The 22,776-nt window shown below is 27.5% G+C and carries 27 protein-coding genes and 1 pseudogene; all 28 read left to right on the top strand.

Going from position 1 to position 22,776, the window contains the following annotated elements:
- The first annotated feature begins 2 nt into the window (after positions 1 to 2).
- The 28 genes and pseudogenes from DW761_RS08045 (at position 3) to cptIN (ending at position 22,745) form a co-directional block, all read left to right on the top strand.
- Positions 3 to 818: a NisI/SpaI family lantibiotic immunity lipoprotein gene (locus DW761_RS08045; RefSeq protein WP_117517400.1), complete on the top strand. Its 816-nt coding sequence runs from the start codon at positions 3 to 5 to the stop codon at positions 816 to 818.
- A gap of 64 nt (positions 819 to 882) precedes the next feature.
- Positions 883 to 1,326: a hypothetical protein gene (locus DW761_RS08040; RefSeq protein ID WP_117517398.1), complete on the top strand. Its 444-nt coding sequence runs from the start codon at positions 883 to 885 to the stop codon at positions 1,324 to 1,326.
- Between the two features lie 75 nt (positions 1,327 to 1,401).
- Complete coding sequence (locus DW761_RS08035) at positions 1,402 to 2,025, top strand: alpha/beta fold hydrolase (RefSeq protein ID WP_117517396.1); 624 nt, start codon at positions 1,402 to 1,404, stop codon at positions 2,023 to 2,025.
- A 304-nt stretch (positions 2,026 to 2,329) separates the two neighbouring features.
- The gene (locus DW761_RS08030) at positions 2,330 to 3,706 is read left to right on the top strand and encodes a sensor histidine kinase (protein ID WP_117517394.1); all 1,377 of its coding nucleotides are present in this window, start codon (positions 2,330 to 2,332) and stop codon (positions 3,704 to 3,706) included.
- A gap of 4 nt (positions 3,707 to 3,710) precedes the next feature.
- Positions 3,711 to 4,457, top strand: coding sequence for a LytR/AlgR family response regulator transcription factor (locus tag DW761_RS08025; protein ID WP_117517393.1), 747 nt, complete (start codon positions 3,711 to 3,713; stop codon positions 4,455 to 4,457).
- An 86-nt stretch (positions 4,458 to 4,543) separates the two neighbouring features.
- Positions 4,544 to 5,413 carry an ABC transporter ATP-binding protein gene (locus DW761_RS08020; protein WP_233513058.1) on the top strand — a complete coding sequence of 290 codons (870 nt, stop codon included), beginning with the start codon at positions 4,544 to 4,546 and terminating at the stop codon, positions 5,411 to 5,413.
- On the top strand, positions 5,414 to 6,115 hold the full coding sequence (locus DW761_RS08015) for a hypothetical protein (RefSeq protein WP_117517389.1): 702 nt from the start codon (positions 5,414 to 5,416) through the stop codon (positions 6,113 to 6,115).
- Positions 6,116 to 6,406: 291 nt separating this feature from the next.
- Complete coding sequence (locus DW761_RS08010; RefSeq protein ID WP_187011488.1) at positions 6,407 to 7,084, top strand: response regulator transcription factor; 678 nt, start codon at positions 6,407 to 6,409, stop codon at positions 7,082 to 7,084.
- A complete protein-coding gene (locus DW761_RS08005; protein WP_117517387.1) occupies positions 7,081 to 8,067 on the top strand; it encodes a sensor histidine kinase in 987 nt (328 codons plus the stop codon). The genes DW761_RS08010 and DW761_RS08005 overlap by 4 nt, the downstream gene beginning before the upstream one ends.
- Before the next feature lie 101 nt (positions 8,068 to 8,168).
- Positions 8,169 to 8,929: pseudogene (locus tag DW761_RS08000) on the top strand (ABC transporter ATP-binding protein).
- Positions 8,926 to 10,815, top strand: a complete 1,890-nt coding sequence (locus tag DW761_RS07995; RefSeq protein WP_117517385.1) for an FtsX-like permease family protein — start codon at positions 8,926 to 8,928, stop codon at positions 10,813 to 10,815. Before DW761_RS08000 ends, DW761_RS07995 begins: the two are co-directional and overlap by 4 nt.
- 173 nt (positions 10,816 to 10,988) lie before the next feature.
- Positions 10,989 to 11,657, top strand: coding sequence for a response regulator transcription factor (locus DW761_RS07990; protein WP_117517383.1), 669 nt, complete (start codon positions 10,989 to 10,991; stop codon positions 11,655 to 11,657).
- Positions 11,644 to 13,056: a sensor histidine kinase gene (locus DW761_RS07985; protein WP_117517381.1), complete on the top strand. Its 1,413-nt coding sequence runs from the start codon at positions 11,644 to 11,646 to the stop codon at positions 13,054 to 13,056. The genes DW761_RS07990 and DW761_RS07985 overlap by 14 nt, the downstream gene beginning before the upstream one ends.
- 56 nt (positions 13,057 to 13,112) lie before the next feature.
- Positions 13,113 to 13,502, top strand: coding sequence for a helix-turn-helix domain-containing protein (locus tag DW761_RS07980; RefSeq protein WP_158550345.1), 390 nt, complete (start codon positions 13,113 to 13,115; stop codon positions 13,500 to 13,502).
- Positions 13,503 to 13,519: 17 nt separating this feature from the next.
- Positions 13,520 to 13,720, top strand: coding sequence for a hypothetical protein (locus tag DW761_RS07975; RefSeq protein ID WP_117517377.1), 201 nt, complete (start codon positions 13,520 to 13,522; stop codon positions 13,718 to 13,720).
- 205 nt (positions 13,721 to 13,925) lie between these two features.
- The gene (locus DW761_RS07970; protein WP_117517375.1) at positions 13,926 to 14,426 is read left to right on the top strand and encodes a hypothetical protein; all 501 of its coding nucleotides are present in this window, start codon (positions 13,926 to 13,928) and stop codon (positions 14,424 to 14,426) included.
- Between the two features lie 94 nt (positions 14,427 to 14,520).
- Positions 14,521 to 15,615: an ABC transporter permease gene (locus tag DW761_RS07965; protein ID WP_233513057.1), complete on the top strand. Its 1,095-nt coding sequence runs from the start codon at positions 14,521 to 14,523 to the stop codon at positions 15,613 to 15,615.
- 2 nt (positions 15,616 to 15,617) lie between these two features.
- Entirely contained in the window at positions 15,618 to 17,054 is a 1,437-nt protein-coding gene (locus DW761_RS07960) for an ABC transporter permease (RefSeq protein WP_117517371.1), read from the top strand.
- 11 nt (positions 17,055 to 17,065) lie between these two features.
- Positions 17,066 to 17,710, top strand: a complete 645-nt coding sequence (locus DW761_RS07955; RefSeq protein ID WP_199413574.1) for an ABC transporter ATP-binding protein — start codon at positions 17,066 to 17,068, stop codon at positions 17,708 to 17,710.
- On the top strand, positions 17,707 to 18,585 hold the full coding sequence (locus DW761_RS07950; RefSeq protein WP_117517367.1) for a C39 family peptidase: 879 nt from the start codon (positions 17,707 to 17,709) through the stop codon (positions 18,583 to 18,585). Before DW761_RS07955 ends, DW761_RS07950 begins: the two co-directional genes overlap by 4 nt.
- 216 nt (positions 18,586 to 18,801) lie before the next feature.
- Positions 18,802 to 19,275 (top strand): hypothetical protein, encoded by a 474-nt coding sequence (locus DW761_RS07945; protein ID WP_117517365.1) that lies wholly within the window; start codon positions 18,802 to 18,804, stop codon positions 19,273 to 19,275.
- 52 nt (positions 19,276 to 19,327) lie between these two features.
- Positions 19,328 to 19,672, top strand: a complete 345-nt coding sequence (locus DW761_RS07940) for a recombinase family protein (RefSeq protein ID WP_117517363.1) — start codon at positions 19,328 to 19,330, stop codon at positions 19,670 to 19,672.
- Between the two features lie 73 nt (positions 19,673 to 19,745).
- Positions 19,746 to 20,165, top strand: a complete 420-nt coding sequence (locus DW761_RS07935; RefSeq protein ID WP_117517360.1) for an ECF-type sigma factor — start codon at positions 19,746 to 19,748, stop codon at positions 20,163 to 20,165.
- 397 nt (positions 20,166 to 20,562) lie between these two features.
- Positions 20,563 to 20,925: a type II toxin-antitoxin system PemK/MazF family toxin gene (locus tag DW761_RS07930; RefSeq protein WP_117517358.1), complete on the top strand. Its 363-nt coding sequence runs from the start codon at positions 20,563 to 20,565 to the stop codon at positions 20,923 to 20,925.
- A gap of 239 nt (positions 20,926 to 21,164) precedes the next feature.
- Positions 21,165 to 21,554, top strand: coding sequence for an RNA polymerase sigma factor (locus tag DW761_RS07925; RefSeq protein ID WP_117517356.1), 390 nt, complete (start codon positions 21,165 to 21,167; stop codon positions 21,552 to 21,554).
- 14 nt (positions 21,555 to 21,568) lie between these two features.
- Positions 21,569 to 21,745 carry a hypothetical protein gene (locus tag DW761_RS20990; protein ID WP_154410911.1) on the top strand — a complete coding sequence of 59 codons (177 nt, stop codon included), beginning with the start codon at positions 21,569 to 21,571 and terminating at the stop codon, positions 21,743 to 21,745.
- Between the two features lie 19 nt (positions 21,746 to 21,764).
- Positions 21,765 to 21,935: a hypothetical protein gene (locus tag DW761_RS20985; RefSeq protein ID WP_154410912.1), complete on the top strand. Its 171-nt coding sequence runs from the start codon at positions 21,765 to 21,767 to the stop codon at positions 21,933 to 21,935.
- A 324-nt stretch (positions 21,936 to 22,259) separates the two neighbouring features.
- On the top strand, positions 22,260 to 22,745 hold the full coding sequence (cptIN, locus tag DW761_RS07920; protein WP_117517354.1) for a type III toxin-antitoxin system CptIN family toxin: 486 nt from the start codon (positions 22,260 to 22,262) through the stop codon (positions 22,743 to 22,745).
- Positions 22,746 to 22,776: the final 31 nt, after the last annotated feature.

Raw genomic sequence — 22,776 nt, 5'->3', positions numbered from 1 at the left:
TTATGGGCAAGAGAATTAAATTTATTTCATCATTATTAATTGTAACTATTATTAGCTGCTTTCTAACAGGATGTTCGTTACAAGATAAAATAGATGAATATGCAAGTGATAAAGAACAATGTTATTTGAATTCTGAGGATGTAACACAGTTCATATATAAAAAGAAGAATTATACAATTTTAGAAGATACTGTTTCAGATAGAGAACTAGGTGATTGGGTTGGATATTTTAGACAGTTGGTTGTTGTTGATGAAACTGGAAAAATTCTTTATCAGGAAGAAACAAAAACAAATATTATTGATTCATTAAAGGATATGCCGGACAACATTGCTAGTGAATCTTATGTTATTCCTTTTCTAAATATTTATACGAATACAAAAGATGATAATTCCTTAATAGTAGAGGTAAATGGAGAATATCATAAAGCAATATTTAATAAAAATGTAAAAGATATGGATAAAATCTTTGATTTTAAAACTTTAAATCAATCAATAAGTGATAAATTTGAAGTCAATCCTGAAAATACAACACAACTTATTTATGGGAAAAGAATTTATCAAATTACCACAGAAATTATTTCAAAAAATGAATTAGGTAATTACATTGATGTTTTAGCAGAAAATATCGTATTCGATGCCATAACAAAGATTCCATTGTCTGATAAAGAATTAGGAGAAATTGACTGGTCTGGAAATGAAAGTAATCATCAACGTGAACAATGGATATATAAGGATATTTATGAGATTAAAAACATTGATAAAAATGAAGCAATAGCAGTAATGATAAATAATCAGTATTATGTTGCAAGACATCAATAATAGAACTTGAATAAATAACAAGGCATTAAGATTATTCTTAGTGTCTTTTTCTAAATGAGTTAAAATGCTATATGGAAATCATGATTTAGGAAAATACTCGATTCATAATAAAGGTACAGTTGAAGAAATAACATCATTAATTGAATCGAATGGAATTTATATGTCAAATGATGAAATTACACTCATTGGTAGAAGTGATTATAGTTTGCATGATAGAAAAGAAATGAGTTCTTATGGTTCTTATGAGTTAAACAATAGTACATATAATATAGTGCTTGACCATCAACCAAGAGAACTTGAAAAATGTTCTAATAACAATGCTGATTTGCATTTGTCGGGATATACTCATGCTGGACAAATCTTTCCATTATATTATGATTATGAGTTTTTAAATATTAATGAACTAAATTATGGATTAGAAACAGATAATCAAATGAATGCCATAAATACTTCGGTATTTCTGGATAGGGATTTCCAATTAGAACCGAATAACATAGTGAATATGTAATTGACATTCGTTAAAAATAATGTACTTTATAAATTTATTATGAGATAATGAAAATAAATTAAGGAAGTGATAATTGTGAAATACATTTTTCTACATGGATTAGGTCAAACATCTTCAAGTTGGGATAAAGTAATAGATAATTTAGATTTTAAAGATGATATTTTATGTCCTAATTTATCAAAATGGACTAAAAATAAAGAAACTTGTTACCATACATTATATACGGAACTTGAAAACTACTGTAGTGAAATTAGAGAACCTATATGCCTTTGTGGACTGTCATTAGGTGGAATATTAGCAATGCAGTATGCTATTGAACATTCTAATAAAGTTCATGCAGTTGTGCTAATCGGTACACAATACAAAATTCCAAAACTATTATTAAAAATACAAAATGTTATATTTCGTTTTATGCCTCATTCAATGTTTTCTAAAATGGGATTTCAAAAAGCTGATTTCATTCACCTTTGTAAGTCTATGATTGAACTAGATTTTACAAATGATTTAAAGAGAATAAGTTGTCCTGCTTTGATTTTATGTGGTGAAAAGGATAAAGCAAATAAAGAGGCTTGTATCCAGTTACAAAAGATGTTATCAAATGCGACACTTAAACTTATTTCCAATGCAAGTCATGAAGTTAATATTGATAATTCAAATATATTAGCAGATATTATCAAAGATTTTTTTGGTAATCATTAACATAAATAATAAAAATCAAATCGTAAAATTTAGTTTACATTACATTTTTGCGTAGAAATTGAAATATTATAATGCATTATCCGGAAATGATTAGAGTTTTATAGAAGGTTATATTAGAAAAAATTTAATCGAATAAAATTCTATGTTCAAGTAATGTTGCTTATAATATGAAATTGATATATCATTCCTATTATTAATGGATATATTTGAGTTTATCTTGTTAATTGCTTTTGTATAGGAATTTTAAATCATTTGTTTTGTATGAAATACTTGTTTTGCTAGATGGAAAAGAGGTGTATTTATTATGCAATATCTATTAACATCTGATTTTATATATGAGTTATTAGTGTTATTGGCTAATACAATCACTGTTGCAGGTATTATGTCGACTTATTTAAAAACGAGAAATATAAAGCCGAAACTTAAAATATATTTTATAGCACTTATTTTTGTGATGATAAGCTATACGTTTATTTTTGACATCTTATTAAAACCTTTGGTAGAAAATCTAAATCCAGATAGTTATACTGATATATTAATTTCTTGGTTATATGCAAATCTTTCAAACTATTCAATGATTGTTTTATCAATTCATCTATTTCTGGATAAAAATTTAAAATTGAATTTATTTATAACATCTATATTTTGGTCTATGTATGGATTATTATTTTTCTGTTTTAACAACTTTCTATATTTATTTACATCTCCTGAAATGTTGTTATATCCAATGCTTGGAATAATTATGGCTATTGTTATATTTATTATCCAATATTCTTCTGTAAAATTTTTGCGATTTAAAAAATTGTTTGAAGAATTTAACAATAGAAATTATCCATATTGGTTTGTAATTTCAGTTTCTATACTTGTCTTAATGATTGTTGTATGGGTTCCAGCAGTAATACCTAGATATGATTCAGAGTTTAGGATAGAAGAATTATTTACACTGGTTGTTATTCTTTCATTATTAGTACTACTTGTACGATATTCATATAATCTTATCCGTATTAAAACAGAATACGAGTATAATCAAATGATTTTAAATCAACAAAATTTATACATTAAAGATTTAGAAGATATCCAACAAAATATGCGTATATTTAAACATGATTATAAAAATATGATGTCTAGTATTTATCTGAATTCAAAAGAAGGGAATTTAAAAGAAATTGAAAATTTAATTTCAGATATGATTGATGAATTTGATGAAAATATTGATTCTAAGATGTCCTTGACAACTCAACTTTCAAATATACAAATTAATGAAGTTAAGAGCTTACTTTTTAAAAAGATTACTGAGATTCATAAGCGAAATATAGATTTTCATTTAGAAGTTGTAAAACCTGTTCAAAAGAATAACATTCAAACAGTTGATTTAGTAAGAATGTTAGGAATTTTGCTAGATAATGCAATTGAGGAAGTAGAAGAGAATCATGGAGACATAACACTACTTATGATTCAAGATGAAGACGCGCTTACAATTGTTGTAGATAATTATGTAAATCGAGATGTAAATATAAATGAAATTGACGGAAATGGGTTCAGCACAAAAGAAAATCATTTGGGTATAGGACTTCATAGTTTAGAAAATATAATAAACAAATATTCAAATATCTCTCATAATATATCTTGTAAAAATAATCGATTTGTTCAAGAAATAATTATTTTAATGGTTAGGAGGTAAAGAAGTGTTAAATGTATTTATATGTGATGATGAAAAAGAAATTTTAGATTTTATAAGTAAAGAAATAGAAAATCAAATCATAATCCAAAATTATGATATGAAAATTATATCAAGTACAATCAATCCAAAAAATCTTATAGATAACCTAAAAAAGAGTCAATCAAAAAGAAATTTATATTTTCTTGATGTAGAGTTTAAAAATAGTCAATATGATGGATTTGCTTTAGGAAAAGAGATTCGTAAAATAGATCCGAATGGAACAATTGTTTATATCACAAGTTATAAAGACCTAGCATACAAAACTTTTCAATATCATTTGGAAGCCTTCGATTACATTATTAAAGATACAGATAAAAAATTAAGAGAATCAATTTGTGATTGTTTAAAGTCTATAATTGAAAGCATGGTACAAGAAACAATAGATCCAAGTGAATTTTATACATTTAAAACAGGTGAAAGGTTATGTCATATACCACTTGATGAAATTGATTATTTTGAAACATCACCAAGATCTCATTATGTGGTTCTACATGCTAAGCATGATAGAAAAGAGTTTATAGGTAATCTATCGGATATTGAAAAACAATTGTTTCCTAGATTTTTAAAAATTCATCGTTCTTACTTAGTTGCATTAGATAAGATAGATCAACTTGATTTAAAGAATAACCAAGTTTTTATCGAAGGAAATGTTTGCTTAGTATCTAGAAAGATGAAATCAAAATTATTAGAAGAAATGAACAGGATACGCTAATGTATCTTGTTTTTTGCTGTTTAGGAAATAAAATGACCATTTAAGAAATTTTTGACATAGAAAAATATAGTTCTTTTATAATCATCATGAAAGGAATGGTGATTATGCAAAAAGTGTATATTCGATTAGAGCATATATCTAAGAGTTTTGGAAGTACGCAAGTACTGAAAGATATATGTGGAAAATTATATAAAGGAGAAATACTAGGTTTTTTAGGCCCAAGTGGTGCTGGTAAGACAACAACGATTAAAATTCTTACAGGACAACTAAAAGCCACAAGCGGGGATGCCTATGTATTAGATATTCATTCTAATAATATAGATGAAACAATTTATGAACAAATTGGAATTGTTACGGATAATAGTGGTGTCTATGAAAGAATGAGCGTATATGATAATTTAAGATATTTTTCAAGGATATTAAATGTACCAAAAGAAAGAATTGACTATTTATTAAATAGAGTTGGTTTATATGAACATAAAAACAAACTTGCAAGTCAGTTATCAAAGGGGCAAAAACAAAGATTAGTTTTAGCAAGGTCTATCTTACATAATCCAAAAGTTTTATTCTTAGATGAACCAACGAGTGGATTGGATCCTTCAACAGCTTTAGAAATTCATAAATTATTACTTGAACTTAAAGAAAGTGGAATGTCGATTTTTCTTACAACTCATAACATGGAAGAAGCTACTAAATTATGTGACCATGTAGCTTTGTTGAATGATGGAAAAATTGTAGAATATGGAACACCTAAAGACTTATGTATCAAATACAATACAGATAAGAAATATAAAGTTACTTTAGTAAATGATGAAGAATATGTATTAACAAGTTCTATAAATGATATTAAAACTTTAATAAACTTAATCAATGAAGGAAAGATTGAAACAATACACTCTTGTGAACCGACTTTAGAACATGTATTTATTAAAGTTACTGGAAGGGAGTTGAATTAGATGATTAGCTTTAGAAAAGTATTTGCGATTATGGATGCAAAAACTAAAACACTAATGAGTAAGAATTTCTTTCTAATGATGTTATTTTCTATTGGTTATGGAATATTAATGAATTCAGTTATAGGTGAAGTAACTACTTATGCTCTAGCATTAGCGGTCGTATGTAATGTTGGAATGGCTTTATATATTACCACACTTATACTAGCTGAAGAAAAAGAAAAGAACACACTACGAGTTCTTATGACTTCATCAGTAACTGGGATTGAATATTTTTTAGGAACAGTGATTCCAATATTGATTGAGTTAGAGATTGTTAATTTAATTCTAGTCATTGTTTTAGGGGTACAAATGAGTTTAACAGCATGGATTATTTATATATTAATGACGACTCTAGCTACACTTTCATGTGCTATGATAGGAATGATTTTTGGAATTTATGCAAAGAATCAAATGAATGCTAATTCAGTAGTCACTCCTGCTGTACTTATCTTAATGTTAATTCCAATGTTTGCTGATTTAATGCCTATTATGGCTATTCTTTCTAATTATCTATTTACAGGAGTAGTTATTGAAAGCATAAATAGTCTTACTTATAATTCCATTATAGTTACTCCTATGCAATCGACAGTACTTCTAATAGAATGTGTATTATCTATAATCGCTTTTCTTTTTCTTTATAAGAAAAATGGATTTGAAGCATAAATAAACTTAATCAATATATATAAGTATGATAAGAGGTGGATATAAATTGATTTCGATGTCAATGGTGGGAACTAATAAGGCAATTTTGGTATTTAAGTTGTAAATTATAATTTATACTGGACACAAAGCAGTCAAGGGATTGACTGCTTTATATGTATAGACTAAAGTTATAATAAAATTAAATGGATATTAAATCATAAATTTTATTTTATATTACATTTTTGCAAGGTATCTCATATTTATTGAACTCTCGTCCATAAAGTTTATAATAGATAGAAAAGGAGTGATATTATGTATGATATTACTATTCTTATTGTTGAGGATGATAAGATATTAGCAAATGAATTTAAAGAATATTTAAATAAATATGGATATCAAGTGAATCTTATTGAAAATTTCTCAAAAGTATTGAATGAATGTATGAATATTTGTCCTGATTTAATTTTAATGGATATAAACTTGCCATTTTATGATGGCTTTTACTGGTGCTCTAAAATTAGAGAATATTCCCAAGTGCCGATGATCTTTATCAGTAGTAGAAACTCCGATAATGATAAAATTATGGCCATTGCTCAAGGCGGAGATGATTATGTTGAAAAGCCATTTAATTTACCAGTTTTGAGGGCAAAAATAGAAGCTATTACAAGAAGAACATATCAATATAAAGTAAATCAAAAAATATATATTAAAGATAATATCTTTTATGACTATTCAAATAACTGCATTTATTTTAAAAATGAAAAAGTTGATTTAACAAAATCAGAAAATATTATCATTAAAGTATTGTTGGAAGAAAAGGATAAAGTGGTATCAAGAAATGCACTTATGGATGAATTGTGGAATACGGATGAATTTATTTCAGATAATACTCTTACAGTATTAATATCAAGGTTGAGATTGAAATTGAAAGATGTTATTGGAGACGAATTAATATGCACAAAAAAAGGACAAGGATACTACATTGAATGAAATATATAAGAAAAAATTTTAAATATTTATTCTGTTTAGTATTAATTTTTGTTTCCTTTAACCTTTATTTTATTTTTCTTCTTCCAGAAGTAGATAATCAGTATTTACTTTATTTAGATTTATTACTTAGTGTTTGTCTAGGGATTTTCTCGTTTGTAGATGGAATGAAATTCTATCGAAGAGAAAAGGAAATTGAAGAGTATTTAAAATTGGATGATTTTATTTATACAGAACTAGATGATTTAGAACATAAAGATATTATGGAGCATGATTTTCAAGTTTTTCAAGTAAAATTGAATGAACAAGTTGCGATTAATCAAGATTTACAAGATTTTTTTGCGAAATGGTGTCATGAAGTCAAAATACCACTTTCTGCAGCAATGTTAATGAATGAAAAAATAGAGAATTCACTATTAAAACTACAATTAAAAGAACAATTAGAAAAAATGAATCTATATCTAAATTTGGCTTTAGTAAGTTGTAAAGTACAAGGAGCATTTGATGATTTGCAGATACAAAAACTGAAATTAAAAGAATGGGTTAATGCTTCTATAAGAAATAATCGTTTTTTCTTAATGAACGAAAATGTGAATCTAAAGATTGATTTACATAATGAATACGTTTATTCGGATAAAACATGGCTTGTGTATATCATTGATCAACTTCTAGGAAATGCAATAAAATATGCTAGAGAAAATGCCAAAATTCATATTTATAGTGAACAGAACGAACGAAGCGTTCAGCTATATATTAAAGATGAGGGAGAAGGTATAAAAGATTATGATTTGCCAAGAATATTTGATCGAGGTTATGTGGGGAGCAATCATCATAATGGAAAATATAAATCAACAGGTATGGGATTATACATGGTCAATCTTATGATTAAAAAACTCGGACATCAAATAAGTGTTGATAGTCAATATCAACAATATACTTGTTTCTGTATTACTTTTCAAAACATAGAAAAGCACTTCAATCTCTAATGTTGCAGCAATGTAATACTAGAGATTGTTTTTGTAACATAAATGCAAGGATTTATTTTTGTGCATTCTCTATAATGAAAGATGTAAGGAGGAATTTATATATGAGCGAAAATACAGTTTTAGAAATTAAGAACCTTGTTAAAAATTATGGTACAAAAGGATTCAAAACAAGTGTTTTAAAAGGATTGGATTTAAAAGTAAATAAGAATGATTTTATTGCGATCATGGGACCAAGTGGTTCTGGAAAAACAACGTTATTAAATATTCTATCTACAATTGATAAACCTACACAGGGATCTGTCATTATTGATGGCAAGGATATTACAAAATTAAAAAACAAAGAATTATCAAATCTTCGTAAGGATAAGATTGGTTTTGTTTTTCAAGATTATAATTTGCTAGATACGATGACGTTACAAGATAACATTGCTTTACCACTTTCATTAAATGGTGTATCAAGTAAAGAATGCATTCAAAAGACAAATGAATTGGCAGAAATGTTTGGATTAAGAGAACATTTAAAAAATATCCTTATCAATTATCCGGTGGACAAAAGCAAAGAGGTGCAACTTGTCGTGCCTTAATTACGGATCCAGAAATAATCTTTGCTGATGAACCAACGGGAGCTTTGGATTCTAAGTCAAGCCATGATTTACTTGAATGTTTAAAGTTAGTAAATGATAATGATCAAGCAACTATTTTAATGGTTACGCATGATGCTTTCAGTGCTTCCTATGCGAAAGAAGTTTATATTTTAAGCGATGGTGCAATTAAATGTAAACTTACAAAAGGGCAAAACCAAAAAGAGTTTTATGATCGCATCATTGAAATGCAGGCATCTATGGGAAGTGATTTCTCATGAGTATGTTAAAATTAGCTTTTCAAAACTTTAAATCTAGTTTTAAAAGTTATTTATCTTTGATTATTTCTCTTTCTTTTACTATTTTAATCTTATCTAATTTTATGAATCTTGTTTCTTCAGGTATTTTAAATCAATTAGGAGAATCACAAGCATCTAATATTGAAGTATTTATTCAAATTTTATCCTTTGTAGTTTCTTGTTTTATGGTGTTTTTTGTATGGTATTCTACGAATGTATTTTTAACAAAACGTAAAAAAGAAATTGGAACTTATGTATTCATGGGGTTATCGAATCAAAAGATTGGAAAACTTTACATGATTGAAACTTCATTGATTGGTTTGGTTTCTTTGGTAATTGGAATTGGATTTGGAGTTTTAACTTCACAATTATTTACAATGATTATCATGAGATTATCTGATATTGCCATTCAGATAGAGTTTATTAGAACATTAAGTTCTATTTTAATAACATGTTTGATATTCACTGTGATTTATCTGATTTTTGTGATTAAAGGATATGTTAATATTGTAAGAAGCAGTGTATTAGAAATGGTTTCGGCTAATAGACAAAATGAATATGTAAAACAAAATAATGTAGTTTTTATATTGAAATCTATATTAGGAATTGTACTATTAGGCGTTGGTTTTTATCTTGCGACAAAAGATGCAGGATTAGAAGTAGTAGGGAATATTCTAATTGCAACAGTTATGGTTATTGTTGGAATCTATATGCTGTTTGGTGGACTTGTTCCATTTGTTTTTCAAACACTAGCAAAGAATAAGAAATTTTTATACAAAAAAGAAAGAAACTTATGGATTAACAATATGATTTTTCGTATGAAGAAAAATTATAGAACGTATGCTATTGTATGTGTACTTATGCTTTGTTCAGTAACAGCATTAGGATTTGGATTTGCAATGAAAAATAGAAATGATAATATCAGTCATTTTGAAAATACTTATACTTATCAGGTTCTGGGTAGTCAAAAAGGAATTCGGGATGAATTTACTTCTTTGATTAAAAAAGAAAATGAAATTAAATATTCATCAGAAGTTGAAGTTGCTGTTCTTCCAAATGAAGTAACCGATAATGAGTATGAAAATACACCTTATGCTATATTATCTTATTCACAAATAAAACAAATCGCAAAAGATACAGGTCTAGAGTTTGAATTGTCTGAACCAAAAGATGACGAGTATATCAAATTAGGACATTTATATCTTATGTCGTTAACGAATGATAGTATAGTTAATACGAGTGAGATAAACAATAAAGTATACACAGAAATAGAAGAATCAAGTGTTCCGTACCTTGGCTATCTTCAAGAGGACATGGAATATATGATTGTAAATGATACAGTCTTTGATGAATTGCACGAATTAGGACAATCTATGTATCTATACAACTATAAATTAGCACAACCAAAACATTTTGAATTATCTGTTGATGATATTCAAACAAGTCCACATTATTTAGGTTTAGTGAAAATAGATCCAGAAAGAAATGAGAATGCATGGATAAATATCATGTTTAGTGTATCATTCTTTGTGTTCATGGTCTTTGTATTAGCAAGCGGTAGTATCTTATTTATGAAGATTTATAATGATGCATTTGAGGAAAAAGAACGCTATCAAGTATTATCAAAGATAGGAATTGATAGAAAAGTATTAAATAAAGCAATTGCTAATGAATTAAAGGTTGCATATCTTCTTCCTCTGATAGTTATGACAATATCATCTTATTTTTCTATTCAAGCAATTGCTAATTTGATGCAAAGTAAATCATTGTTGCAAGTCAATATAGTTAGTATTCTTATTATTTATGGATTCTTTATCATTTGTTATTTCTTATCGAAAGCTATGTATAGAAAAAATTTAAATATTTAACAAATAAGGTTATGAATAGAAAACACTAATCCAAAATTAAATAAGTATGTTATAAAATTTATCGAGTAATGGGAGTTCTTAATAGAATTCCTGTTTTCTTTTTGTGTTGACTAAAATATTATATCATTTTCAATTTCTGTGATATATAATATAAATTAAAAGGAGGGACCTTAATGAAAAAAATTCTGATTGTTGAAGATGAAGAGGATATTCAAGAGTTATTAAAATTTTTTCTAGAAGATAATGATTATCAAACCATGATTGCAAGTGATGGTATAGAAGCTATTGATACGTTTCATCGTTTTCAACCGGATATGATTTTGTTAGATATTATGATTCCCAAGATTGATGGATATGCAGTATGTGAGTTAATTCGTAAGGAATCAAAAATTCCTATCATTATGATTACTGCACTATCTGATGAGACTAATCAATTAAAAGGATTTGATCTTTTGATTGATGATTATGTTACTAAGCCTTTTTCTATGCCTATCTTACTTAGAAAGATACAAGCAATATTTAGAAGAATAGATAATGATTTGAATACAAAACAAGAGCTGATTCAATACAAGGATATTGTTTTAAATATGAATGAATACACTGTATCAATTAACAAAGAATTCATCGATTTTACTCGTAAAGAGTTTGAAATCTTGAAGGAATTATTAGCACATCCGGGATATGTTCAAACAAGAGAGATGCTTTTAGATAAAGTTTGGCAGTATGAATATTATGATAGCGATCGTGTGGTAGACAATCATATAAAAAATATTAGAAAAAAATTGGGTAAGGATTATATAAAAACAGTAAAAGGAATTGGGTATAAAGTTGAAAAAGATTAGACAGCATTTAAATGCAAAAGTATTTATTATTACCACAACTTTACTAATGTCTATTAGTTTAATAACATATTTATTCATATTCTTTACAGCTCCTAAAAGTTATTTAACTGAAATAAATACAAGTGTTGATCGTGCAGCACAAAACTTGGTTTCATATTTATCTAATGCTGACAAAGATGAATGCATTACATTGTTAGAAAACTTTGCAGAAGAGCATAATATTTCGTATGAAGTTTACGATAAAAAAGGAAATCTATTAAATTTCTCAGCCACTTCTATTCAACCAGCACCAAATCAAGAGGCTCAAGAGCTAGCAAAAAAAACACATACAATTAAACAATATAAATTTCGTTTGGAAGATTCTCAAGAGGAGTTCACATTAAAAGTTTTAGGTACACAAGAAAGAGTGAATTTATTTGCAAATACATTAAAGAAAAATCTTCCTTTTATAACATTACTTGTTTTCTTAATATCTATTTTGATTTCTTATTTCTATTCCAAATTTATTACCACTCCTATATTGCGAATTAGTGATTTGTCAAAAAAACTAGCTTCATTAGATTTTTCGGTTAATTTTTCTAATAATAGAAATGATGAAATTGGTGTGTTGAGTGATAATCTAGATGATTTATCTAATCAATTATCATCTGCGCTTGAGGATTTAAAAATAGCAAATAAAAAACTAAAAGAAGATGTGGAAAAGGAAAAACAATTAGAACAGCAACAACTTTCTTTTTTCTCAGCAGTATCTCATGAATTAAAAACCCCGATTACAATTTTAAAAGGGCAACTTCAAGGTATGATTTACAATGTAGGAGGTTATAAAGATAGGGATAAATATCTTCAAAAAAGTTATCAAGTAACTGAACGTATGGAAAATCTTGTTCAAGAAATACTTTCAATTTCAAAGATGAAAAACTCTACTTTTGATTTAAGTTTGAATAAAACCGATATGGCACAATTACTGTATAGTTGCATCAATGAAAATAACGAGCTAGCAATTCAGCACAATATTGAAATTATTGAACAAATAGATAATTCTATTTTTGTGAATGTGGACAGTTCACTTATGAAAAAAGCATTGAATAATATTATTCATAACGCTATTGTCTATTCACCAGATGAAAATGTGGTTCAAATTAAATTACATAAAATTCAAGATAAAATTATATTAGATATAGAAAATACAGGCGCTCATATTGATGAGCACGAGATTTCAGAGTTGTTTCTTCCTTTTACTAGACACGAAAAGTCAAGAAACAGAAATACAGGTGGGAGTGGTTTAGGACTATATTTAGTGAAAATGATTTTGGATTTGCATAAGATGCCATTTACAATGAAAAATACTAAACGGGGAATTTTATTTTCTATTTGCATGGAAAGAGATTGCATGAAATAGGATTAATTATTAAAATTTTCAATTGTTAAATAACTTTGACAATGTTCAAAAGATTTTTGGTAGATAAATTAACTCTCAATTTATATAATTTATTTGATGAAAGAAGTGAAATGATGGATTTAGGAAATAACATACAGATATTCAGAAAGAAGTTAAGACTTTCTCAAGAAAAACTTGGTGAAGCAGTTGGAGTTACAAGGCAAACTGTATCTAATTGGGAATGTAATTCAACTGTGCCTGATGCATATCAACTGATTGCATTGGCAAAGGCTTTACAGGTAAGTTTAGATACTCTTGTCGGAAACTCTGTCGATTCTTTACTTATAGAAAAAGTGAATAATGTAGAAACAGAGGTTGTAAAAGCAAATAACCTGTTAAAAATTTCAATCTATATTTTAGTATTTGTTATTTTACTTTTACTATTTGTCTTCATTTCGTCAAATTAGTTATATTGGAGGTAATTATGAATAAAGCGAAACTGTTAGATGATTTTAAAGTTCTTTTTGTACTTATCATTTCCATTTTAGTAGGAAATGTGTTTATGCATTTTTTTGGAAAAATGCCTTTGAATATTTGGGTGGCTAGAGGAATTGGATGTTTGGTATGCGGAGTAGTTTATATTCTAATAGATAAATATGTACTAAAAAAGCCGACAGATAATTAAAGTATAGCAATATAAAAGTAAAGACTATCAATTATATTTTTAAATTTCGGTTAATAAATTAAAAAATATGTATTTCAATAACTCATTATTTTGATGAGTTTTTTTGTGCATCTATTTCTACACATAAAAAACACATAAAGCATACATTGATTATATTTTGGTTTGTTAAACTCAATATGTATTCAAAAACTAGGAGGAATTTCAAATGAAAAAGAATAGATTGTTTTTAACAAGTTTAGTAATTGGAACTGTAATGTTAGGAGGTTGCTCTAAAGATGTAGAACCAGATAATCAATCATCTCAAAATAATACTGGTTATCATAATGAGAATAGTTCTAGTAATCAAAATAATGGAACAAGAGATGTTTTGAATGATGCAGATTATACTGGATATGTTACAAAGTTTTCAAACGAAGGGTTTTCTTTGAATCTTGTTCGAACAGAAAAAACAGAGGATGGTGGAGACTTAGCTATTGTAGGTAGTGGTAATGGGGAAAACAGTGGTACGGGTAATTTAGATGTTCAATATGCTTCTGATGTTATTGTTAAAACGATAGTAATAAATATGAGTTCTTCAACCTATACAGTATCGGATGATGGAAACAAAGAGGATATTTTAAAAGATACTCAAGTTGCAATTCATGGAACATTAAACGGAAAGATATTTGTCGCCAATGAAGTTTATCTTATAAGATATGTGGGGTAGTGACATGAACATATTATCGCGAACTATTAAATATATTACTCGAAAAAAAAGTAAAAGCGTTTTGCTTTTGTTAGTATTTCTTGTTGTTAATGTTATGCTGCTTTCAACAAATGCAATGATTCATTCTTTAGAAAATACAAAAGATCAAATTAAACAAAATACGAAATCTAAGTTAATAGTGAATATTCTTGATGATAACAATCCAATAAAAAATACTGTTATTCAAGAATTAGAAGAGTTAAATAATATAAATTTTATCAATAAACGAAGTAGTATCATTATGTCTATGGATACTTTGAAAGCAGTAAATGATACATCTGATAAAAATTTACTTAATATTATTGCATATGATGATTTATCCAAAGATAGTTTGTTTGAAGAAGGAAAATATAAATTATCAGAGGGTAAAATACAAAATTTACATGGGGATGAAGTTATTGTTAATCATACTTTTGCTGAGGTTAATGGCTTAGCTATAGGAGACATATTAACAATTAAAGAAGATATAGTAGTTAAAATTGTTGGTATTTTTATGTCGAATGATGAAGAAAATCAACCAAAAATGATTGCTTCAAAAGATAGAATAGAAAATCAAATTTATATTTCACAAGAATTAATGAATAAAATTAATGATAATCCAGTTTATACAGAAGTATATGCATATGTGGACAATCCAGATCTTATTCAAACAATGCAAACGAAAGTAAGTGATATTTGCAAAGAGTATGTGGTAACAAACACAGATACTTTATACCAGCAAATTAAAATTCCAATTGATCAAGTGCAAAGGATTGCTAGTCTTATTCAAATAATTACGATCATTACTTCTTGTGTGATTACTACATTAATATTGAGTATGTGGATACGTGCAAGATATAAAGAAATGGCTGTTATGATAAGTTTAGGAATTTCTAAATTTCACATATATCTTCAAACATTTTTAGAGTCATTTATATTATTTATCATAGGAAGTATAGTGGCAAGTGGATTAACATTTATTTTTCTAGATACACTTACAACATTCATGCCTATGGTAGAAAATGTTTCTATTCATTTGAAATTAACATTAAATGATATTTTTATGCAGATAGGAATAGGAACAATAACAATTACAATTGCTTTGCTAGTTGCACAAATACCGGTATTAAAAACTAATCCAAAAGAAATATTATCTAAAATGGAGGGATAGATGTGAGCGATTTTAATAGAGCAATACGTTCAATGTTTAGAAAACCAATGAAAAGTATTTTGTTACTTTGTGTTGTTACGTTTATTGGTGTATTTATGGTTGTTGGTTTTGCAACTAAAAATACCAATGTCAATTTACAAGATAACGCTCGACAAGCTATAGGTGCTAGTTATCAATTAGAATTAAATATGAATAATCGACGAGAAAGGCTTTTAGAACTGTCTGAAAAACTTGGAGAAAAAGAAGGAGAAATAGATGGATATTGGCAAAAACAAACCGAATCAGGACAATGGCTAACTGGGACTGATAATGAATTTGAAACAGTTTTTTATGAAGATGTAATGAAAATCAGTGAAGTTGATGGAATTTCGAAATTTAATATAACAACCTTAGATACTGCAGTAAATCCATATAATTTTAAAAGAATCGAAGATAAAAATGCAGATCAAAGTTATGATTTAAAAGGTGTTCATTTAATTGGCAATTATAGTTCTAATATGGATAAAAACTTTGTTAATGGAAATGTAGAATTAATTGAAGGTAGACATATTACAAATGAAGATAAAGATGTATGCATTATCTCTGAAGAACTTGCTAAATTAAATCAACTTAATGTTGGAGACAGTATTCAATTTAATGACTCACACGATCTAAACAAATCTGAGGTTTATACTGCTAATATTATTGGTATTTATAAAACAAGTAAACCAATTCCCGCAACAATTACAGGGGATACTTATCGAAGTGAAAATACGATTTTTACAGATTTAAGATTTCCAGAAAAGCCAAGTGGTCATAAAGATGATCCCTTATTTATGACGGCAACTTTTAAGGTAGATGATGTTAATCAATATGAAGAAGTGAAAGAAAGAATTTTAGATACAGATATTAATTGGGAAAGATATGATTTGCTTGATGATAAAGGAAATTTAGATACAATGTCATCAAACTTTAATACATTGGAAGAGACAAGTAATATGATGATTATTGTTATAACGATAGCAAGTTTTATAATATTAACTTTAATTTTTATATTTTGGATTAAGACTCGTTCAAAAGAAGTGGCAATTTATATGTCATTGGGTTTAACAAAATTTAATATTATTAAACAAATCTTGATAGAAGCACTACTTGTAGGCATAGTGGCACTTTCAATATCAGCAATTGCTTCTATTCCTGTATCAAAAATAGCAGTTAATTATATTGTTGATAATCAGGTGCAACAAATGGAAGAACAACAAATTATGCAGCAAGGACAAGTCAGTGGATATGATGAAAATGCAGGTCAAAGTGTAAAAGGTACTGAAGTAAAGATTACACCTTCTATATATGGAACATCTTTTGCAACAATTTTAATCTTAGAAGTTTTAACTGTAAATGTTGCAGGTATATTGATCATGAAAAAGAAACCAAAAGAAATATTAAGTGAAATGAGTTAGTTAAGGAGAAAATAAATATGTTAGAAATTATAAATGTGAGTTATTATTATAAGACAAATAAAAGTAAGAAGATATTGGATGAAGTCTCTATGCAGTTTGAAGAAGGAGTTTTTTATGCGATTGTTGGACCAAGTGGTTCTGGTAAGACTACGTTTCTATCTTTATTAGCAGGTTTGGACACTCCGATTGATGGAATGATTTTATATGATGGTATGCCAGTAACTAAAAATAAACTGACAGAACATAGAAAACATAATATTTCGTTGGTATTCCAGAATTACAATCTTATTGATTATTTAACGCCTGAAGAAAATGTGCGATTAGGTGGAAATAGAAATGCTGTTCTACTTTTACAGGAGGTAGGAATCGATAAACATGATATGAAACGTAATGTTATGCAACTATCCGGAGGACAACAACAACGTGTGGCAATTGCACGCGCATTAGCGAGTGATGCAAAGGTATTGCTTGCGGATGAGCCGACTGGAAATCTTGATGAAAACACTGCTGAAGAAATAATTGGACTCTTAAAGAAAAGTGCTCACGAATTAAAGAAGTGTGTTATTGTAGTTACTCATAGTAATTTGTTAGCTGATGAAGCAGATAAGGTAATTGAGATTAAAAATGGTAAACTTATGGATGTGAGTCATCAATGATAAAAAGAAAGAAAAAAATAATCTTACATAGATTATTTGCATTAATCATTTTATTGGTTTTAATCTGTGGTTCAACACTAATAATTTCTCGTATTATATCTCCTGATAAAAATGTAGATGATTCAAATATAGATTCACCAATTTTGGATACAACTATTGATTCTAATGAAAAAGACTTTTCAAATTTGCCTGATACTGAAATATTTAGAAAGCTTAAATCCATGATTTCTCAAGATCATAGAATAGAAAATATATTACTAAATTATGGAGAATATCCAGAAGAATTATTAGAAATGTTATCGAAAAACATTGAAATGTTGGAATTTGTAATTGATTATCCAGAGAAAAAGGGAAAACTGTACTCTGATAATATAGGAGAAGTTACAAAAGGAGATATTCCTTTGTTATTGCAATGGGATCAACGATGGGGATATGTAGACTACGGAAATAGTTCAATTGCAGTGAGCGGATGTGGACCTACTGCTTTATCTATGGTTATTGCTGGACTCACGGGAGATAATACAATTACACCTTATACCGTTGCTAAGTTTGCTGATAATAATGGCTATTATGTTGAAGGAAGTGGTAGTAGTTGGTCATTAATGACAGAAGGTGCTGCTTATTTTGGAGTGACTGGAGAAGAAATTTCTCTTTCTAAGGATACGATTTATTCTATCTTAAGATCAGGAAGTCCAATAATTTGTAGTATGCGACCAGGAGATTTTACAACAACAGGACATTTCATTGTTTTAACAGGTATTAAAGATGGGAAAATACAAATCAACGATCCAAATAGTAAACAACGAAGTTATAAATTATGGACGTATGAACAGATTGCTCATCAAATCAATAATTTATGGAGTTTTACATTATAGAAGAGAATGGTTAAATGCCATTCTTTTTTAGTAATAGCAATTTTAATAACATAAAATAGAATCATAATTATAGAATATATATGCAAATATTTATTATGGTTCTTAATTATAATAGTGTTAATTTCATAACTGTGGGGAGAGATGAGTTATGATTCATAATCGTGGACCTCCTATTTCTTATTTTTATTTTTTATAAAATATGAGGAGGAAATAGCAATGAAAGATTATAAATATGATTACAATAAAAATAGTTTTAAGGTAAATGATAATGAAGAACATAGAAAGTATTACATAAAAGTGAATAGTGAGTATGTTGAAGTAAGTGAGGAGGTGTTCAAAACTATTAGAAGTAGTTATGATCAAATGAGATATATACATCATATGGAAGTGGCTAAATCAGTCTTGTATTTTGAAGATATTGATTTAGCTACTTTTTTTGTGTCTAAGAATGAAACAGAATTGATAGATAAAATTGTTGTACATGATTTATATATGAAAGTTTTAAATGAAATATCTTTATTAAATGAACCGAATAGAACAATAGCGAATCTTATCTTTATTGAAAATAAGTCAATAAGAGATGTTGCAAAAATACTAGGAGTAAAAAATTCAACCATTATTTATCATAAAAAGCAATTGCAGAAAATAATTCAAAAAAAGTTAAAAAAATTTCTACCACTTGACGAATAACTTTCACATATATGGGTGAAAGGCTTTTGTGTTAAAGAGGGAGGTAATTATCATGCAAAAACAAATAAAAGCTTGGATTTATTGTCGCGTTAGAGAAGGTGGTTCAAGGATTTTATTGGATTATCAAGCTGCTGCACTAGAAGATTATGCTTTAAAAAACAATATGAATATTGTTGGTGTAATTAAAGAAATATCAGAAGGTAAATGGCTTGACTCATTTAAAATGAATTTTTTGATTAACGCAATACGTAAAAAAGAAATCAATATTGTTTTAGTGTATTGTCCTTCAAGAATTTCAATTTATAGAGATATAGTAGATGAATTTGAAATGTTTTGTCATGTTCATCATGTACAGTTGATTTCAATAAAAGAGTATATGATTTCTCAATTAACTTGATTATGATGGATATTGTTCATTGTCGTGATCCGCCATATCTGCCCATTTTATTAGTTTAAAGTGGAGGTATCATATGAGTTACGACTATAAGAAAGAGTACAATCTTTGGAAACAATGGAAAGATAATGAAGAAAAAATATTAAGAAAGCATAATGTTGATGAAAAAATAATTTCAGATTTACGCAAATTTGATATGGCACAATTTAATGCTGAGAGATCATTTAAAAGACATCAAAATGTTACAAAAGATATTTTCTTCATTACTCAGCCGGTATATGACAAAATAGAAATTAAAAATATAGAGAATATATTAGATCAAATTGAAAATGAGTCTTTATATGAATATTTGAAAAGAGTAGATCCAATGATTCTAAAAATAATAGAACTCAAAATTATTGGATACAATATCAATGAAATTTCTCAAATGTTGGATATTTCTGTGAGAAGCATTTACCGAAAAATAAAAAAAGTGAAAAATTCTCTAAAGAAGTGACAAAAAATTACGTTTTCGTGGCATATATAGTGAGCCCACTTAAAAAGTAGGTTTCACTGATCCTTGAAAACAAAATAACAGCTATTAGATACATTCCTAATAAATGAGCCGTTTAGACAATCCGCCATGACCAGTGATATGCGAGCGATTAATATTGTGCTAAAAAAATTATTTGGCAAATAATTTGCAATGATATTTATTAGGTATAATGATACTCCTGTAATGCAGTTGTGTGAGTTACCACACGAAGGTGAAATTCCTGTGAAAGCAATGCTAATGCTTGTCTAATAGTATCCTTAATGTTTTCAGGTACTCAGGGAAAAATGGAAAACAACGATTCATATGATAAATTAACCAGATTCATTTTGAGTCTGGTTTTACATAGGAGGTAACCTATATGAAAATCAAAAGGGGACAAATTTATTTAGTAGATTTAAGTGAGGGGTATGGTTCAGAGCAAGGTGGCGTAAGACCAGTATTGGTTGTTCAAAACAATAAAGGTAATAAATATAGTCCAACGATTATTGTAGCTTGTCTTACAAGTAAGGTTTATGAGAAGCATCATCTACCTACCCATTATAGTATTCCGACTACAGTAGGATTGAAATATCCTTCGATTGTAATGATGGAACAAATAAAAGTCATTGATAAAAGTAGGATCATTAAATATATAGGTAGTGTTTCGCCAAGATTTATGAAACTGCTAGATAGACGTATTCTAATAAGTTTAGGATTGAATAAACAAAGGAAACAAAATTGATGTCAAATGTATAAACTTCAATAAAAGTATGAATTTGTACATTTGTTAATCTTTAAAATAAAGAATAAGATGTAGGTGAGGTGAAAGATATGAAAATAATTAAAAAGAAAAACATTGATTTTGAAGAACATCAAAACGAGTTATGGGGAAATTATTTACTATATTTTTTAGGAAGATTTTTACTTTAATAAAGTTATACTGTTATTTCCAATATTTCTATTTAGTATGTATCCAAGATTATGAAAAAAATTAACTTAAAGTATTTATATCCAGATATATATCATAAGGATAAATTAGTAGTTGTTACTGATGATGTATATGCATTATTGCGGAAGAACAAGAAACAAGAATATAATGAATATTTTTGTTTTGAAGAGGAATTAGTTGATATTAAATCAGAACTAGATAAGTTATATTATGATGAATTGAGAGAATTATTATATTCTTCATTAAATCAACTTACTTTAAAACAAGCTAATAGGATTTATGAAGTTTATTTTTTCAATTATACAAAAACAGAAATAGCTAATATAGAAGGCTGCAGTGAATCCGCAATACGAAAATCAATTAATAGAGGATTGGTTCAACTTAGAAGAAAATTACGCAAATATGATTTATATAATCATTGAAAGGAGCAAAAAATATGGAAGAAATTGAAAACAAAAATATATTAACTATAAAAGAATTTAGTTTAAGAACAGGATTAAGCGTTAAAGCTATACGTAAGTTAATAATTGATCATAAACTTGTCTTTATTAAGACAACTCAAAAATTTTACATTGATTACGCAAAATCGATGGAAATTCTTTGGAATAGATGAAAGAAAGTAGGTGTTTTAGATGACTAAAGAAATTGTATCAATTAGAGAATTTGCAGAGATGACAAATATTAAAGAATATGTTGTTAGAAGATTGGTAAAGGAAAATAAACTTGTATTCTTTATGAGTGGATCAAGAGCATATATAAATTATCCATTATCAGTAAAAAAACTATGGTCTAATGAACAATAGAACTATTAACATATAGTGAGATAATTGACGGTTACGGTTTAAGGTGAATTCTAAATAGTATATATTGAGATTTATAAAAACAGTAAAGCTATTGACTAAAGTACAAATATTCATTAAAATATAAATGAAAGATATATGTGTATATACATTTATATCTGGACATATTATTAAGTGAACAGAAATGTTCAAATATTATCCGCTAGCTGGTCCGCGGGATATAAAAGGCCAGCATTCAAATATTATCCGTTAATTCGTGTACGGGATATAAAAGACGAATGTTCAAAATGCCCCACTAAGGGGCATTTTATGTAGGAGTAAGATTTAATGATTCAATTAGGAAATCTATATTTTATAAAACAGTCATTTTTTGATTTGGTACAAGATAGTACATTACCAATCAATAAGCCAAGTGATGAAATGGGAGAACATGGACGTCCTTCTTTCTGTGCAATTAAGATAGATCAGGGCAATTATTACTGGGTAATTCCATTCTCTCATCAAGTTGAAAAATATCAGAAAGTATACGATAAGAATATTCAAAAATATGGTCGATGTGATACTATTGAGTTTGGGTATGTCTTAGGAGAGAAAAAAGCATTCTTGCTACAAAATATGTTTCCAGTAACTGAAGGATATTTTAAAAATGTGTATATTGATAAAAATACAAAAAAACCTATTGAACTCTCTGAAAAATTGAAACGTAGTTTAAAATCAAAAGCTAATAAACTATTATCGTTCTATTATAGAAAAGGTATCAAGTTAATGTTTACAGATGTAGAAGGCATTTTACAAAAATTGAATGTTATCTAAGAAATTAAATTCATGGATTGAATGCTCATGT

The organism is Absiella sp. AM29-15 (assembly GCF_003434225.1).
In the GTDB taxonomy this organism is placed as follows: domain Bacteria; phylum Bacillota_I; class Bacilli_A; order Erysipelotrichales; family Erysipelotrichaceae; genus Hoskinsella; species Hoskinsella hominis.
Note: the sequence above shows the minus strand (reverse complement) of the source record. Positions and strands in the feature narration are given on the sequence as shown.